Source organism: Yersinia hibernica (genome assembly GCF_004124235.1).
GTDB classification, from domain to species: domain Bacteria; phylum Pseudomonadota; class Gammaproteobacteria; order Enterobacterales; family Enterobacteriaceae; genus Yersinia; species Yersinia hibernica.
In genome coordinates this window covers 3,325,052-3,339,743 of sequence record NZ_CP032487.1, presented here as the reverse complement: position 1 = coordinate 3,339,743, position 14,692 = coordinate 3,325,052, and the positions used below count along the sequence as shown (strand labels likewise).

Below are 14,692 nucleotides of genomic sequence, written 5' to 3'. Positions count from 1 at the left end.
ACTAACTCTCCATTCGTGAGTCATGCTGTGGATAGTTCACAACGCTAATCTTGCCTTGTGCGTTGAGTTCTGTACATAGCTGATAAAAAGCGTGTTCGATTATTGAACTGTCTTGGCTGGCGGGACTGTGCGCACTCATCTGGATATGTAACCGAGGAGGAATGTCACCTTCAGCCGGTTGAGTTTTGGAAACCAACTCCGCAATGTTCATATTGTGGCAATGGAACAGATTGGTAAACCGTTCAATAATATGAGGGGAGTCATTCACTTCAACTTTGACCCATACGGTGGCCGGCATGGCTTTCTGATTGTGAGCATTGGTGCGTTTCATGACAATCAGTAAATCGAGCTCAGCGCCTTTTTGCGGCAAGGTCGATTCCAGCAAAGTTATCGCATTCCAACTGCCTGAAAGCAGCATAATAAAGGTGAATTCCTCACCAAACATGGCCAGCCGGCTATCTTCAATATTGCAACCGCAGCTACTGACGTGGCGGGTGATAGTATTGACGATCCCAGGGCGGTCAGCACCGAGTGCGGTAATGACCAGATAATGTTCATCAAGCTGCGGCAAAATCGCTCTTCCTGTCATGCTCTTTGGGGTTACCATGGTAAACATAAAAAAAACCTGCTGCCAAGCGCTTACAACACAGTTGTTTGCTTGCTTTTGGATAGAGGTCAAAAGTACCATGAGGAACTTGTTTAAGGAGGGGGTGGGCAATGTTTATGGGAAGTCCAGAATTTACAGAAAATCGAATGTTTACAGGAAGCATAGTTGCACTAATCACGCCGATGGACGACAAAGGTGCTGTCGATCGTGCGAGCCTTAAAAAACTTGTCGATTATCATGTAGCTAGTGGAACGGCGGCGATTGTCTCTGTGGGCACCACTGGTGAGTCTGCAACGCTGAATCATGACGAACATGTTGATGTGGTCATGCAGACGCTCGAACTGGCCGACGGCCGGATTCCCGTCATTGCCGGAACCGGGGCTAATGCCACCTCCGAAGCCATTTCGCTCACACAGCGGTTTAATGATACCGGTGTGGTGGGCTGCCTGACGGTAACGCCGTATTATAACCGCCCGATGCAGGAGGGGTTATATCAGCACTTCAAAGCCATTGCTGAAAGTACCGATTTGCCACAAATTCTCTATAATGTGCCATCGCGTACCGGTTGCGATATGTTACCGCCGACCATTGCCCGCTTAGCCAAGATTAAAAATATTGTTGCTGTTAAAGAGGCAACAGGGAACTTAAGTCGTGTAAGTCAGATCCAAGTGCTGGTTGATGATGAAGACTTCATTCTGCTCAGTGGTGATGATGCGAGTGGTCTGGACTTTATCCAACTGGGCGGTAAAGGTGTTATTTCAGTGACAGCAAACATTGCTGCGCGTGAAATGGTTGAACTTTGTGCATTAGCTGCACAGGGCGATTTTGCGCAAGCTCGCCGTTTGAATCAGCGCTTGATGCCATTGCATCAGCATTTATTTGTAGAAGCAAACCCAATTCCGGTGAAATGGGCCGCGAAGAAACTGGGGTTAATGGCGAATGACACTTTGCGTCTGCCAATGACTCCATTGACTGACCCGGCTAAACGGGTTGTGGAAGACGCGCTGAAAAGCGCAGGTTTGCTGTAACTCTTAGGGAAATTTGATGGCAATATCATTGCAAAAGTCGACGGTGGTAACGGTTGTGGGAGTTTCACTGGCCATGCTGTTGGCAGGCTGCACCACCGACCAACGCTACAAACGCCAGGTTGGCGGTGACGAATCTTACCTTGAAGCTCCGGGGCTGAAGCCGCTGAACTCACCGGCCGGGATGATCCTGCCGATACAAAATGGTGAGTATGATGTCCGTTCCGTCAACACTCAAGGTGCGGTGGGCAAGCAGTTGGACATCCGTCCTCCGGTACAACCATTGGCATTATTAAGCGGCTCTCGTGCTGAAAATGCTAACGATACCAGCAAGCTGTTGTTAGAAAATAGCCCGCAAAATCGTAATCTCTGGGCGCAAGTCACCCGCGTTCTTCAGGACAGAAACTGGGCGATTGCCAGCCGTCAGGATGCCAACCAAACGTTGACAACTGATTGGGTTAAATGGAATCGCGCGGATGAAGACGTCCAGTTTGAAGGCCGTTATCAGATAAGTGTGCAGGAGCAAGGTTATCAACTGGCCTTGGTGGTGAAATCCCTTGAGTTACAACAAGGCGGAAAACCTATCACCAGCTATACCGAAATCCAGCGCTACAATGGCGCGATGTTAAATGCCATTATCGAAGGCTTGGATAAAGTTCGCTCTGATAGTGAAAGCAGCCAGGCAGCACGTAAAGTCGGCACTATTGATGTTCAAAGTGGCAGTGATGATACTGGCCTGCCGCAACTGATTGTTCGTGCACCTTATGCCGTGCTGTGGGAACGTCTACCGGCTGCTCTTGAGAAGATTGGCATGAAGGTCACTGACCGCAGTCGCCCACAAGGCTCGATTAACGTTACCGTTAAATCAATGAGCAGCAGCAGTTGGGATGCATTGGGCGCCAAAGACCCAGAATTGCCAGAAGGTGATTATAAGTTGCAAGTCGGTGATCTTGATAACCGCAGTAGCTTACAGTTCATCAGCCCTAAAGGGCATACCCTGACTCAGGCGCAGAATGATGCGCTGGTTGCGGTGTTCCAGGCGGCACTTAGCCAGACAAGTGCGACAAATACCCAATAAAACCAAAGGGGCTGCGGCCCCTTTATCTATTTCTATCCAAAAGACTTGGAGTAATAAGATGCAAAAGCTAGCTGAGTTGTATCGTGGCAAGGCGAAGACCGTCTATACCACCGAAAATCCTGACCTATTGGTGTTGGAGTTCCGTAACGATACGTCAGCACTGGATGGTCAGCGCATTGAACAGTTCGATCGTAAGGGCATGGTAAACAACAAATTTAACCATTTTATTATGGCTAAATTGGAAGCGGCCGGTATTCCTACCCAGATGGAGCGCTTGCTGTCGGACACCGAAGTGCTGGTGAAAAAACTGGAAATGATCCCAGTTGAGTGTGTTATCCGTAACCGCGCGGCGGGTTCACTGGTAAAACGTCTGGGTATCGAAGAAGGTGTAGAACTGAGTCCACCACTGTTTGATCTGTTTTTGAAAAATGACGCAATGCATGACCCGATGGTCAATGAGTCTTATTGCAAGACATTTGGTTGGGCGAGCGAAGCACAACTCGCACGGATGAAAGAGCTGAGCTACTTGGCCAATGACGTGTTGAGTAAATTGTTTGATGATGCAGGTTTAATCCTAGTGGACTTCAAGCTGGAATTTGGCCTGTTCAACGGTGAAGTGGTGTTGGGTGATGAGTTCTCTCCTGATGGCAGCCGTTTGTGGGATAAGAAAACGCTCAATAAAATGGATAAAGACCGTTATCGTCAAAGCTTGGGTGGTTTGATTGAAGCTTACGAGGAAGTTGCACACCGTATTGGCGTTAAATTAGACTAACCGCGCAATCGATTACGTTTTCTTTTGCGTCATCGCACTAAGGGGAGATAAGCTTTATCTTCCCTTAATACCCCTGATTAACTCTCCCCGCTGTTGCATTAATCATTTGTACTTTTAATGGTATTAGCCTTACAGATTTCCTACGATAATACGTAAGGAATATATCTGGGAGTAAAGCTATGCGTTGGCAAGGTCGTCGAGAAAGTGACAATGTAGAAGACCGACGGGGTGACTCATCGGGCGGCGGCGGTGGTTTTAGGCCGCCTATTGGTGGTAAAGGTGGCCTTGTCATCCTCATTGTGGTGTTGGTGGCGGGTTACTACGGCGTTGACTTGACGCCGTTGTTAAATGGCAATGATCCGATGTCTCAGACTCAGTCACCCCCGCGTTCACAAAGCCCCGAGAGTGCCAAAGATGACCAATACGCTAAATTTACCTCGGTGGTACTGGCTGACACCGAAGATACTTGGAAACCTATTTTTCAAAAGATGGGGCGTGCTTATCAAGAGCCGAAACTGGTGATGTACCGCGGGGTAACGCGGACCGGTTGCGGCACTGGGCAGTCAGTCATGGGGCCGTTTTATTGCCCGGCAGATAGCACGGTGTATATCGATTTATCTTTTTATGAAGATATGAAAAATAAACTGGGTGCGGGCGGTGACTTCGCGCAAGCCTATGTCATTGCTCATGAAGTTGGGCATCATGTGCAACATTTGATGGGCATTGACACCAAAGTGCGGCAACAGCAGCAGGGTGCTTCAGAGGCGCAAGCAAATCGCCTGTCAGTCAAAATGGAGTTGCAGGCCGACTGTTTTGCCGGGGGATGGGGGAAAGCCATGGAGGAGCAACAGGTGCTGGATGTCGGGGATTTACAAGAAGCCCTGAATGCTGCGCAAGCCATTGGCGATGACCGGTTACAGCAACAACAACAGGGCCGCGTGGTTCCGGATAGCTTCACTCACGGCACTTCGGCGCAACGCTATACCTGGTTTAAACGGGGTTTCGACAGTGGCGACCCGAATAGCTGCAACACCTTTGCCAACCGCTAATAGCGCTAGAACCTCAAGTAAGCAGAGACTATCATAGGGCGACTTTCTGCCGGCGTATTGGCCGCCGGCATTTTATTGCATGGTGGTGATAACTATGATGATAAGGCAGAAGAACTATGGCCGCTCTTGATCCAACTTTATTAATTCTCTTAGTGTTGGCGGCACTCGGTATCATTAGCCACAACATGACAGTCACACTCGCCATTCTGGCATTAATCGCCGTTCGCATTACCCCGCTGAATCAGTTTTTCCCGTGGATAGAAAAATACGGTCTGACTATCGGTATATTGATTCTGACCATTGGTGTCATGACGCCGATTGCCAGCGGGAAAATCAGTGCCAGTGAAGTATTGCACTCCTTTGTGCAGTGGAAATCGATTCTAGCCATTGTGGTTGGCGTGGCGGTGTCCTGGCTAGGCGGTCGGGGCGTCTCACTGATGACCCACCAACCCTCGGTAGTGGCCGGCTTACTCGTCGGCACCGTGTTGGGGGTTGCCTTGTTCCGTGGGGTGCCGGTTGGGCCACTCATTGCCGCGGGCTTACTCTCCCTAGTTATTGGTAAATCTTGACGTGATTCAAGGGATTATCTCCAGCCAGGCGCTGATGGCACAGCAGGGACACCGGCGTTTATTGGTGCTCAGTGGCCGTGCTGATTGGTCACGCCAGCAGGCGCTAACGCTAAGTGAGCAATTGCCCGGCGATTGGCTGTGGATGGGCGAAAATCCGCCGCCAAACATCAAAAGCATAAACCCGGCTGCGGCCCATACGTTATTGGGCCAAGAGCAGCTGCACAGTGTATTTGATGCCACTGCGGGCCTGAATACGCAAGCGCTGGCGGTGTTAGCCGGGACATTACGGGCGGGAAGTTGGCTGGTGGTGTTAGCGCCAGAGTGGGGCTGCTGGCCATTTTTACCGGATACTGACAGTTTGCGCTGGAGTGAACAGGATGCCGCCATCCCCACGCCCAACTTTATTAACCATCTACAGCGCCAACTTCTGGCGGATCCCGATGTGATGGTGTGGCGACAGGGCCAGCTCGCGCCAACGCCAGTGTTTGATTCCCGGCCACAGTGGCAGCCGCCAGATGGGGCTGCCACTGCCGAGCAGCACAGCATTCTTCAGCGCTTGATGCGCGCAAAACAAGGGGTTTGGGTGCTGACGGCAGCCCGTGGGCGAGGTAAGTCAACACTGGCCGGCATGCTGGTGGCGCAGTGTCCGGGCAATTATTGGGTGACCGGGCCGGGTCAGGCGGCAACCCAAGTATTAAGCCAGCGAGCAGAGGGAAAGGTACGTTTTTGGCCCCCTGATGCCCTGTTAGCTTACTGTCGGCAGCATGATGTGAGTGATGTCGACTGGTTATTGATTGATGAGGCTGCGGCCATCCCCACGGCGCTGTTGTCAGCACTTTTGGCCTACTTCCCACGGGCATTACTCACCACCACGGTGCAGGGGTATGAGGGAACTGGGCGCGGATTTTTATTGAAGTTTTGCGCCACTTTGAATGATTGGCACCCGTTAACACTCACCAACCCCATTCGCTGGGCCAGCCATGATCCGCTGGAGCGGATTATCGATAACATCCTGTTATTTAATGACAAGTTTGAGGGTGACGGGCGGCCATTGACCCCATCTGGCACCGCACTTGTCAAGATCAGCGCCTGTGAACAGTCAGATTGGTTAGCGGATACCGAATTACTGCGGCGCTTTTACGGCTTGCTCTCCAGTGCCCATTACCGCACCACGCCATTGGATTTACGGCGTTTGATGGATGCCCCCGGAATGCATTTTTCAACAGCAAAGGTTGCGAATGCCGTGGTCGGGGCTTTATGGCTGGTGGATGAGGGCGGTTTGGCGAGTGCATTAGCCCATGCGGTCTGGGCGGGTAAACGCCGGCCAAAGGGCAGTTTGGTGGCACAATCCTTGGCTGCCCACAGTGGGCAATGGCAAGCGCCCATCTTATTATCCCGGCGAATCAGTCGGGTCGCGGTCACCCCCTCTTGGCGACAACAGGGCATTGCCCGGCAGATGATTGCCGCTGAGCAGGCGCGGGCACAGCAGGAAGGGCTAGATTTTCTTTCCGTCAGTTTTGGCTACACCGCCGAATTAGAGTGTTTTTGGCGGGCTTGTGGTTTTCAACTGGTGCGCATTGGCAGCCACAGAGAAGCCAGTAGCGGTTGTTATGCAACCATGGCCATATTGCCGCTGAGTTTGGCCGGGAAAATGCTCTGTGAGGCGGCACGGCAGCAATTAGAGCGCGATTGGTATTGGTTACAGCAATGGATTGATATTCCTGCTCCCTTATCATTATCACTGCCAGAACAACCCGACACCCGCTTAAATGACGACGATAGGCGCGAATTGGCCGGTTTTGCTTTTGCATGTCGCCCATTAGAAGCGAGTTTACCCGCCTTACAGCGGCTGCTCTTGCAGACAACATTACCCCTGCCCGCATTGCGACAATATTTGCAGCATGGCATTTCACAAGCAGAGATTGTTAAGAATCAAGGGCTTTCAGGGCGCAAAGCATTGGTGGCAAAGTGGCGGCAGGAGGCGGCCGAAGGCATGGCGGGGTGATGACGGCAGGCATTTATCACTGCACATAATGGCAGTATCATCATCAATAATTCCCACCAACTCCATCAATAAAACCTAATATCTCTCTCTCACGAGCGGCGTATAGTTAACATTATCATTATTTGGATACTAAAGGTCGCGCAATGAGTCAGAAACACATTGTGGTGCAGCAACCGGCAAAACCTGAGCAATTAATTTTGTTATTTCATGGGGTTGGCGACAGTGCCGCAGGGATGGCACCGGTCGGCAGCTATTTTGCACAGGCTTTTCCGCAGGCGCTGGTTATCAGTATTGATGGGCCATTTGCCAGTGGCATGGGGAATGGGCGGCAGTGGTTTTCGGTTCAAGGGATAACTGAACAGAGCCGCCAGGGGCGTATTGATGAAGTGATGCCCGAGTTTATTGCCACCGTGCACCACTGGCAGCAGCAAAGCGGCTTGAATGCGTCACACACGACACTGATTGGCTTCTCGCAGGGCACGATTATGTCACTCGAGGGGGTAAAAGCGCAGCCGCAATTAGCCGGGCGCGTGATTGGGTTTAGTGGGCGTTTCGCCACGTTGCCGCAGCAACCCATAACTGACGTCGTGATTCATCTGATTCATGGTGAACAGGATGGGGTGATATCGGCTGAACAGGCCAAAGCCGCAGCCAGTAGCTTAACCGCGCTGGGCAATACTGTGACTCTGGATTTGGCGGCCAATAGCGGGCATAGCATTAATCAGCCGATGTTAACGCGCGCTATTACCCATCTGCACCAGGACTTGGCCGAGCATTAAATCAGGGGGGAGCGCGGCTCCCACCCGTTTACTTTTTCTTATTTTTATCCGGCCAATCGTCGTCATCCCACTGCGCATTGTTATCGCGGTGTGGGGGCAACTCCGGCTTATTGCTCAAGAATTTCTTATGATCAAGGCGGCGTAACTCCTTGATGCCATTTAAAATAATCCCTACCAGCAGGATGAGTACTATCCACCAGTAATCAGCTAGCCAATGCATGAGTTACTTCCTATAAAGCGTGAAAATATCATGGGTAAATGGCGGGTAAGCCACTCACTGCCTGCCACATCCTGTGACTGCCAAGCTTCCAGCAAAATGGCGGGTGTCAGTAAATGTTGCGCTGCTGCCGCCAGAGGGCGGTAACTCAGGTGCCAAGGTTCTGCGGCCACACCGCCGGTGTCTTCGCTAAAAGGCCGATAAAAACCAAATTCCCCCATGTGCGCATCAAGCCATTGAGTCAATGGATAAAAATATCCACCAGTCAGGTATTCCCATGGCTCCAGTTGCAATTTTGCCCCGGCAGGTAACAGTGACGGGTCGTAAATATCCAAATCACTGCCCCAATGATGGCGGCTGGCCCCCGGCAGGGCAGACCAGCGCAAAATAGCTTCACAGCGCGCGGCGGCATCAAGGCGCAAAATATCTATTGGCTGACTGTCTTTATCTAATACTGGTCGCTCGCCGCGAAATTTACCATTCCAGATAGCCAATTGGCGGTCAAAATCGCGAAAAGTGCTGGCCGGCTGTAAATCAAAACCAGCCACTTTTGCCGCCTGTTGCATGGCCCGAAAAGCATCCACCGCCAGTGGCTGCATGCGGTGATTGCCGGTTAACATCACTAAATGTTCTGTTGAACGCCCGGTAAGCATCTGTGATGTTAATGTATTCGCTGTCATGCAATGAGTTGCTCCATGATTCTCTGATACATCCGGCTGAGCAATTGTAAATCAGCCGCGTGGACGCATTCATTCACTTTATGGATAGTGGCATTGACCGGCCCCAACTCCACCACTTGTGCGCCCATTAAGGCAATAAAACGGCCATCTGAGGTGCCGCCGGTGGTTAATAATTGTGGCGTGATTTCAGTGTAATGCTCAACAGCATTCACCACGGCATCAACCAGCGCGCCACGGGCGGTGAGGAATGGCTGGCCGGATAACACCCATTCCAACGTGTAATTGAGCTGATGGCGCTCCAGTAGGGCTTCAACCCGCTGCTTAATCAGGCTGTCGGTCAGCTCAGTGCTGAAGCGGAAGTTGAACTGCACATAGAGTTCACCGGGGATGACGTTATTGCTGCCAGTGCCGGCGTGCAAATTGGCTATCTGCATGCTGGTGGCCGGGAAAAACTCATTCCCCTCATCCCATTGTGTCGCAACCAGTTCATTCAGGGCGGGCATTGCGCGGTGAACCGGATTGTCAGCCAGATGCGGATAAGCCACATGCCCTTGAATGCCGTGGATGCGCAAGTTGGCGGTGATAGAGCCTCGGCGACCATTTTTCACGACATCACCGACGCTATCGGTACTGGACGGCTCACCCACCAGACAATAATCTAGCCGCTCATTCCTTGCCATCAAGGCGTTAACCACTTTGACAGTGCCATTAATGGCTTTAGCTTCTTCATCGGAGGTAATCATAAATGCCAAGCGGCCCTTATGATGCGGATGGGCGCTAACAAAACGCTCCGCCGCCACCACCATCGCCGCCAATGACCCTTTCATATCGGCGGCACCACGGCCATACAGCACGCCATCGCGAATGGTTGGTTCAAACGGCGGGCTACTCCAGTGGCTTTCATCACCGGTGGGAACCACATCCGTATGGCCAGCAAATGCCAGTGTCTCGCCCTCACCACGCCATGCCCAAAAATTGAGGGTATCGCCAAAATTCATCGGTTCGACAGTAAAGCCGATGGCCTCCAAGCGCTGAATCATGATCTCCTGGCAACCCGCATCATGAGGGCTGAGCGACGGGCGTTTAATCAGTTGTTGGGCCAGGTCGATTACCGGACAGATCATGTTATTGCACCTCAGTAGCAGTTTGGTTATGGGGAGGGTGTTGCTGAGTAAATAGTTGATAATTTTCAATTTTGAAGCCCAGTAGCAGCTCGCCATCAGTGACTTCTAGCAGTGGGCGCTTGATGATAACAGGGTGTTCAAGCATCAGCAGTTTAGCCGATTGCGCATCAATAATCGCATCGCGCTGGGCCTGCGGTATTTTACGCCAAGTGGTACCACGGGTATTTAGTAATGGCTCCCAACCCAGTTTATCGATAAAACCTTGCAACTGTTCGTCACTCAACCCATCCACACGATAGTCGTGAAACTGATAGGCAATATTTTGTTCTTCCAGCCAGCGGCGGGCCTTTTTTATGGTGTCACAGTTTTTAATGCCATACAGGCGCAGAAATGGGGTGGCTGGGTTATCTGACATGAAAAAATATTACCTCGGCTAGAATGGCAAATCAGGCCAGCCACTTATGCGGCTGTCCGGCGCTATTCGCCCATAATGCGTGAAAATAGAGTTTGAATCCAGACGGCGATGGGATGATTAGCGCCTAAAGGTGCCGGTGTGGCCGGGGAATTTAGCCAATATGGTCAAGATTTGCGGCATAGTGGCGAATCGCTTTTTGGTACAGACTGATATCCTGATAGTTTGAGGTTTCAGCCAGTAATATCAATAAGGTGGCCACAGCTTCTTTGGTTTCACCAAGATTGTACAGTGTCATGGCGCGAAATAATGTTATCTCTTTTGCCTGCGGGAAATGGGCCAGCGCGGTGTCGAATGTATCTAATGATTCTTGGTATAGCCCCAGCGCCCGGTAAGTACTGCCCAACCCCAGATAGGCTTCCTGTAACTCTTTACCTGCCAGATGATGCTCAATAGCCGCGCGGTAAAAGGGGATGGCTTGCAACTCTAGCCCTTGCACGTCATAGAGGGAGGCAATTTTATACAGCAGACTGGGGTTATTGGGGTCACTGCGCAGCAAGTTTTGTGCCATTGCCACCGCATCAGCATAACGGCCCAACTCTTTCAGCGAATCAATAGAGTGTTTCATGGTTTTACTCTGTATTTTGCCAAGCATGTTTGGTGTCAAAAACGGCGTTAGCCCTTATCTATCTGAGCACGCTACTCCGTAATCACCTAACAGGCAAGTAAAGTGGGGGCCGCAGAGCAACACAGTAAAAAGACTAATCGCAATATTTCTGAAGCAGATCTCATTTCAACCGCAACGCCGGCCGACACCTATTTTGACTGTTTAAAAAATAGGCGTATAATTAACTGCGATAATTAGAGAGGAAGTTATGGTTGATTTTGAGTTAGGTACGTGGAAAGAGTTTATCGATGCTATGTTGCGTAAGGCATAAGCGAATAAACCGGCAGTAAGAGTTCATATCTTTTGTTGTTTTATCGATTGACTTAATTATATATCCAGGGGCGAGGAATCGCTCGCAGAAAGGCAGAAACTGTAAAGTTCCTGCCTTTTTTATATCCCGTAATCTTTCAGTGGTGGCGGGATATTATTCTTTGGCGCGCGGTGGCCTGCCCGGGAAGCGGCGGCGCACCAAAACAAAGAACAGTGGCACGAAGAAAATAGCCAGTACCGTAGCTGAAATCATCCCCCCCATCACGCCAGTGCCCACCGCGTGTTGGCTACCCGAGCCAGCCCCTTGGCTGATAGCCATAGGCAGTACCCCAAAGATAAACGCCAGTGAAGTCATCAGAATGGGCCGTAAGCGCTGGCGGGAAGCTTCCAGTGTTGCCGCCACCAAATCTTTGCCTTTATTATTCAACTCACTGGCAAACTCGACAATTAAGATGGCATTTTTGGCTGATAAGCCAATGATGGTGAGCAAGCCGACCTGGAAATAGACATCATTTTCCAAACCTCGCATCCAGGTTGCCGCCACCGCCCCAATCACCCCGAGCGGCACCACCAGCATCACCGAGAAGGGGATTGACCAACTTTCATATAATGCTGCCAGACACAAAAACACCACCAACAGTGAGATAGCATAAAGGGCTGGGGCTTGTGAGCCAGATAACCGCTCCTGATAGGACATTCCCGTCCATTCCAGGCCAAATCCATTGGGCAGTTGTTTGACCAGCCCCTCCATCACCGCCATGGCGGTACCCGTACTGACCCCTGGCGCGGCTTCACCGACGATTTCTAATGCCGAATAGCCGTTATAGCGCTCCAACCGTGGTGAGCCATATTCCCAGCGCGTGGTCGAAAACGCGGAGAAAGGCACCATGCCGCCGCTTTTATTGCGCACAAACCATTTATTGACGTCTTCGGGCAGCATACGCGCGGTGGCTTCAGATTGGACATAAACTTTCTTCACTCGGCCGCGGTCTACAAAGTCATTGACGTAAGTTGAGCCCCACGCGGTTTTGAGGGTGTTGTTGATATCATCCAATGACACCCCCAGCGCTTGGGCTTTGCGCTGGTCAATATCTATCTGCAATTGTGGGCTATCATCCAAGCCATTGTGCCGCACGCGCGTCAGTGCTGGGTCTTGGGCGGCCAGCTGTAATAATTGATCACGGGCGGCCATCAGTTTGTCGTGACCTAGCCCGCCGTGATCTTGTAATTCCATATCAAAACCGGATGAGCCACCCAAACCTGAAATGGCCGGTGGGCTGCTGACCGAGACTTTGGCCTCCGCGATTTTATTAAACACTTTAGTGGCGCGTTCAATAATGGCAAAAGAGGAGTCATTGCTATCCTTGCGCTGTTCCCAGTCAGATAATCGGATAAACAAGCGCGCGACGTTCTGGCCATTACCGCCAGGGCCAGAGCCCACGGTGGAGAACACCGAAAGCACATTATTTTTCTCGGCTGTCAGGAAATAATTTTCGACTTTCTCAACCACTTTTAATGTTTGCTGCTGAGTGGAGCCGACGGGAAGCTGGACTTGCGCCATAAACACACCGCGGTCTTCCAGTGGCAAGAATGACGTCGGTAACTTGATAAACAACAGTGCCAGCCCGCCAAGGAGCAATAAATACAGCAACATATACCGCACACTGTGGTGTAATACGCGCGCCACACCCCGCTCGTAACGGTGGGCATTGCTGTCAAACATGCGGTTAAACCAGCCGAAGAAACCGCGTTTAGCTTGATGGTGCCCCGGTTTGATGGGTTTGAGCATGGTGGCGCACAGGGCTGGGGTCAAAATCAATGCCACCAGAACAGACAGCACCATGGCAGAGACAATGGTGATGGAGAATTGCCGGTAAATGGCCCCGGTGGTGCCGCCAAAGAATGCCATTGGGATAAACACGGCTGATAGCACCAGGGCAATCCCCACCAGTGCGCCCTGAATTTGCCCCATTGATTTACGGGTGGCTTCGCGCGGGTCAAGCCCTTCCTCGCTCATGACCCGCTCCACGTTTTCCACCACCACGATAGCATCATCGACAAGTAACCCGATGGCTAACACAATGGCAAACATGGTTAAGGTATTAATACTGAAACCAAATGCCGACAATATGGCAAAAGTGCCCAAGAGCACCACTGGGACGGCGATAGTTGGGATCAGTGTGGCGCGGAAGTTTTGTAAGAACAAATACATCACCAAGAAAACCAGCAAAATGGCTTCCAGCAATGTTTTCACCACATCCTTAATCGAGGCTTTAACAAAAGGGGTTGTTTCATAAGCAATTTTTGCTTCAAGGCCGTGTGGAAAGAATGGAGCCAGTTCGGCGATACGGGCTTTGACTAATTCATCGGTTTGCAGTTCATTCGCCCCTGATGCCAGTTTGATGCTCATCCCCGATGCCGGCTGCCCGTTAAAGCGGCTCAGGTAATCATATTTTTCGGCCCCCATTTCAATTTTTGCCACATCACCCAAGGTCACCAGTGACCCATCCTGATTGACTCTCAGGGTAATTTCTCTGAATTGCTCCGGGGTTTGTAATTGGGATTGAGCATTGATTGTGGCATTTAGCGCTTGGTTATCAACAGAGGGCGTCCCACCCAACTGGCCCACGGCTATCTGGCTATTTTGCGACTGAATAGCGGCGACAATATCTTGGGTAGTAAGTTGATAATTATTGAGTTTATTGGGGTCAAGCCAAATGCGCATGGCATATTGGGAGCCAAAAGCATCAATGCTGCCGACACCTTCAATACGGCTCAATGGATCTTGCAGATTACTGGCGACATAATCGGCAATATCTTGCTTGTCCATACTGCCATCGGTGGAAACAAATGCTACCATCATCAGGGTGTTATCACCCGATTTAGAGACGGAAACACCTTGCTGTTGGACATCTTGCGGCAGCTTTTTAATCGCCGATTGCAACTGATTTTGTACCTGCTGCATGGCTTCATTCGGGTTAGTACCCGCCTGGAATGTCAATGTTATTGATGCACTGCCGGAGTTGCTACTTTGTGATGACATATACAGCAGGTTATCCAGGCCAGTCATACTTTGTTCGATGACTTGCGTGACAGTATTTTCCAGTGTCTGTGCTGAAGCTCCGGGGTATGAGGCACTGATGCGCACATTTGGCGGGGCCAGATTGGGGTATTGCTCAACCGGCAGAGTTGAGATTGCCAATGCGCCAGTAAGACACAAAATTATCGCCAATACCCAAGCAAATATCGGGCGGTCGATGAAAAAATTTGCCATGCAGTGCCAGCCTCTCAAGTTAAATGTAGCAAAATCCACTGTGCACTTTACGTGGGAATGCTGAAGAAAACGTGAAGAAAATATGGAGAAGCTGTAAAAAACCTCGATAAAATCGAGTTAATTCGGCTTGATGGTGATATTGATGGCGATAACAGTCATATATC

The 14,692-nt window shown here is 50.9% G+C and carries 14 protein-coding genes; 7 read left to right on the top strand and 7 right to left on the bottom strand.

All coding sequences use genetic code 11. The annotated features are described in order from the left end of the window. Nucleotide 1: 1 nt before the first annotated feature. Complete coding sequence (locus D5F51_RS15765) at nt 2-571, bottom strand: glycine cleavage system transcriptional repressor (protein WP_129199389.1); 570 nt, start codon at nt 569-571, stop codon at nt 2-4. 182 nt (nt 572-753) lie between these two features. Here D5F51_RS15765 and dapA point away from each other — a divergent pair, with 182 nt between their 5' ends. The 7 genes from dapA to ypfH all read left to right on the top strand — a co-directional run bounded on the left by dapA (nt 754) and on the right by ypfH (nt 7,884). Then, complete coding sequence (dapA, locus tag D5F51_RS15760; RefSeq protein ID WP_087768746.1) at nt 754-1,635, top strand: 4-hydroxy-tetrahydrodipicolinate synthase; 882 nt, start codon at nt 754-756, stop codon at nt 1,633-1,635. A gap of 16 nt (nt 1,636-1,651) precedes the next feature. After that, nucleotides 1,652-2,710, top strand: a complete 1,059-nt coding sequence (gene bamC, locus D5F51_RS15755) for an outer membrane protein assembly factor BamC (RefSeq protein ID WP_129197777.1) — start codon at nt 1,652-1,654, stop codon at nt 2,708-2,710. Between the two features lie 58 nt (nt 2,711-2,768). Further along, complete coding sequence (gene purC / locus D5F51_RS15750; protein ID WP_025379143.1) at nt 2,769-3,482, top strand: phosphoribosylaminoimidazolesuccinocarboxamide synthase; 714 nt, start codon at nt 2,769-2,771, stop codon at nt 3,480-3,482. A 179-nt stretch (nt 3,483-3,661) separates the two neighbouring features. Next, entirely contained in the window at nt 3,662-4,531 is an 870-nt protein-coding gene (gene ypfJ / locus D5F51_RS15745) for a KPN_02809 family neutral zinc metallopeptidase (RefSeq protein WP_129197775.1), read from the top strand. 116 nt (nt 4,532-4,647) lie between these two features. Next, nucleotides 4,648-5,100, top strand: coding sequence for a DUF441 domain-containing protein (locus D5F51_RS15740; RefSeq protein WP_025379141.1), 453 nt, complete (start codon nt 4,648-4,650; stop codon nt 5,098-5,100). Nucleotide 5,101: 1 nt separating this feature from the next. Next, on the top strand, nt 5,102-7,105 hold the full coding sequence (locus D5F51_RS15735; RefSeq protein WP_162301756.1) for a tRNA(Met) cytidine acetyltransferase TmcA: 2,004 nt from the start codon (nt 5,102-5,104) through the stop codon (nt 7,103-7,105). A gap of 143 nt (nt 7,106-7,248) precedes the next feature. Further along, entirely contained in the window at nt 7,249-7,884 is a 636-nt protein-coding gene (gene ypfH, locus D5F51_RS15730) for an esterase (RefSeq protein ID WP_129197773.1), read from the top strand. 28 nt (nt 7,885-7,912) lie between these two features. Here the strand turns inward: ypfH and D5F51_RS15725 are convergent, their stop codons facing one another. From D5F51_RS15725 to acrD, 6 genes are all read right to left on the bottom strand, one after another. Then, a complete protein-coding gene (locus D5F51_RS15725) occupies nt 7,913-8,104 on the bottom strand; it encodes a YpfN family protein (RefSeq protein ID WP_129197771.1) in 192 nt (63 codons plus the stop codon). After that, on the bottom strand, nt 8,092-8,781 hold the full coding sequence (locus D5F51_RS15720; RefSeq protein WP_025379137.1) for a M15 family metallopeptidase: 690 nt from the start codon (nt 8,779-8,781) through the stop codon (nt 8,092-8,094). Before D5F51_RS15720 ends, D5F51_RS15725 begins: the two co-directional genes overlap by 13 nt. Then, nucleotides 8,778-9,905, bottom strand: coding sequence for a succinyl-diaminopimelate desuccinylase (dapE, locus tag D5F51_RS15715; RefSeq protein ID WP_129197769.1), 1,128 nt, complete (start codon nt 9,903-9,905; stop codon nt 8,778-8,780). Before dapE ends, D5F51_RS15720 begins: the two co-directional genes overlap by 4 nt. A gap of 1 nt (nt 9,906) precedes the next feature. Further along, nucleotides 9,907-10,320, bottom strand: coding sequence for an ArsC family reductase (locus tag D5F51_RS15710; RefSeq protein WP_129197767.1), 414 nt, complete (start codon nt 10,318-10,320; stop codon nt 9,907-9,909). A 151-nt stretch (nt 10,321-10,471) separates the two neighbouring features. After that, nucleotides 10,472-10,945 carry a tetratricopeptide repeat protein gene (locus D5F51_RS15705; RefSeq protein ID WP_025379134.1) on the bottom strand — a complete coding sequence of 158 codons (474 nt, stop codon included), beginning with the start codon at nt 10,943-10,945 and terminating at the stop codon, nt 10,472-10,474. A gap of 463 nt (nt 10,946-11,408) precedes the next feature. Next, nucleotides 11,409-14,528, bottom strand: coding sequence for a multidrug efflux RND transporter permease AcrD (gene acrD, locus D5F51_RS15700; protein ID WP_129197765.1), 3,120 nt, complete (start codon nt 14,526-14,528; stop codon nt 11,409-11,411). Nucleotides 14,529-14,692: the final 164 nt, after the last annotated feature.

Coding starts and splice junctions, on each gene's coding strand:
- D5F51_RS15720 (WP_025379137.1), bottom strand. CDS start 8,781: ATGACAGCGAATACATTAACATCACAGATGCTTACCGGGCGTTCAACA.
- purC (WP_025379143.1), top strand. CDS start 2,769: ATGCAAAAGCTAGCTGAGTTGTATCGTGGCAAGGCGAAGACCGTCTAT.
- D5F51_RS15710 (WP_129197767.1), bottom strand. CDS start 10,320: ATGTCAGATAACCCAGCCACCCCATTTCTGCGCCTGTATGGCATTAAA.
- dapE (WP_129197769.1), bottom strand. CDS start 9,905: ATGATCTGTCCGGTAATCGACCTGGCCCAACAACTGATTAAACGCCCG.
- D5F51_RS15725 (WP_129197771.1), bottom strand. CDS start 8,104: ATGCATTGGCTAGCTGATTACTGGTGGATAGTACTCATCCTGCTGGTA.
- bamC (WP_129197777.1), top strand. CDS start 1,652: ATGGCAATATCATTGCAAAAGTCGACGGTGGTAACGGTTGTGGGAGTT.
- ypfH (WP_129197773.1), top strand. CDS start 7,249: ATGAGTCAGAAACACATTGTGGTGCAGCAACCGGCAAAACCTGAGCAA.
- acrD (WP_129197765.1), bottom strand. CDS start 14,528: ATGGCAAATTTTTTCATCGACCGCCCGATATTTGCTTGGGTATTGGCG.
- dapA (WP_087768746.1), top strand. CDS start 754: ATGTTTACAGGAAGCATAGTTGCACTAATCACGCCGATGGACGACAAA.
- ypfJ (WP_129197775.1), top strand. CDS start 3,662: ATGCGTTGGCAAGGTCGTCGAGAAAGTGACAATGTAGAAGACCGACGG.
- D5F51_RS15740 (WP_025379141.1), top strand. CDS start 4,648: ATGGCCGCTCTTGATCCAACTTTATTAATTCTCTTAGTGTTGGCGGCA.
- D5F51_RS15705 (WP_025379134.1), bottom strand. CDS start 10,945: ATGAAACACTCTATTGATTCGCTGAAAGAGTTGGGCCGTTATGCTGAT.